The 532-nt window shown below is 42.1% G+C and carries 1 protein-coding gene; it reads left to right on the top strand.

What is annotated here, in order from left to right; translation table 11 throughout:
• Nucleotides 1–532, top strand: a 532-nt coding sequence (locus tag NCCP2331_RS18345) for a phage portal protein (protein WP_251672131.1), incomplete at both ends; no start/stop codon positions are given.

The following is a 532-nucleotide window of genomic DNA, read 5'->3' as shown; positions in this document are numbered from 1 at the left end:
TACAGCCTATCAACTCAAATTTATTTTAGTTGCGAATGCTTTGCTGAACGGCCAATCCTATGCGGAAATTGTTCGATCGCCCCGCGGTGTGCCGATTGCAATCTATCATCTTAATAATTCAAAAGTGAAATATAGGCAAGATGAAACCACAGGCTTTCAACTGATTTATGAGTACCAGGAAAAAGCCGGTACACTGCGCCGCATACCGAAAGAAAATATCTTGCATATGAAATTTTTCTCGCTTGATGGAATTGAAGGAAAATCGCCGTTATTGAGTTTAGAAGAAGATTTGACCACGCAAAGAAATAGTAAAAAATTCCTGTCCAACTTCTTCAAAAACGGAACGCAATCCGGCGGTCTGTTGAAATATAAAGGCGGAAAACTCGCCAAGGAAGCCCGCGAAAAGTTGCGCGATGAATGGCAAAACGCGAATGCGGGAAGTGACAAGGCACACAAGGTTTTAGTTCTTGACGAAACGATGGAGTATGAACCGATTGAGGTCGATACGGAAATCTTAAAGCTCATTAACACG

It is taken from the genome of Sporosarcina sp. NCCP-2331 (assembly GCF_023707945.1).
Classification (GTDB): Bacteria; Bacillota; Bacilli; order Bacillales_A; family Planococcaceae; genus Sporosarcina; species Sporosarcina cascadiensis.
The sequence above is the reverse complement of the archived record's forward strand: the minus strand, read 5'-3'. Positions and strand labels throughout refer to the sequence as shown.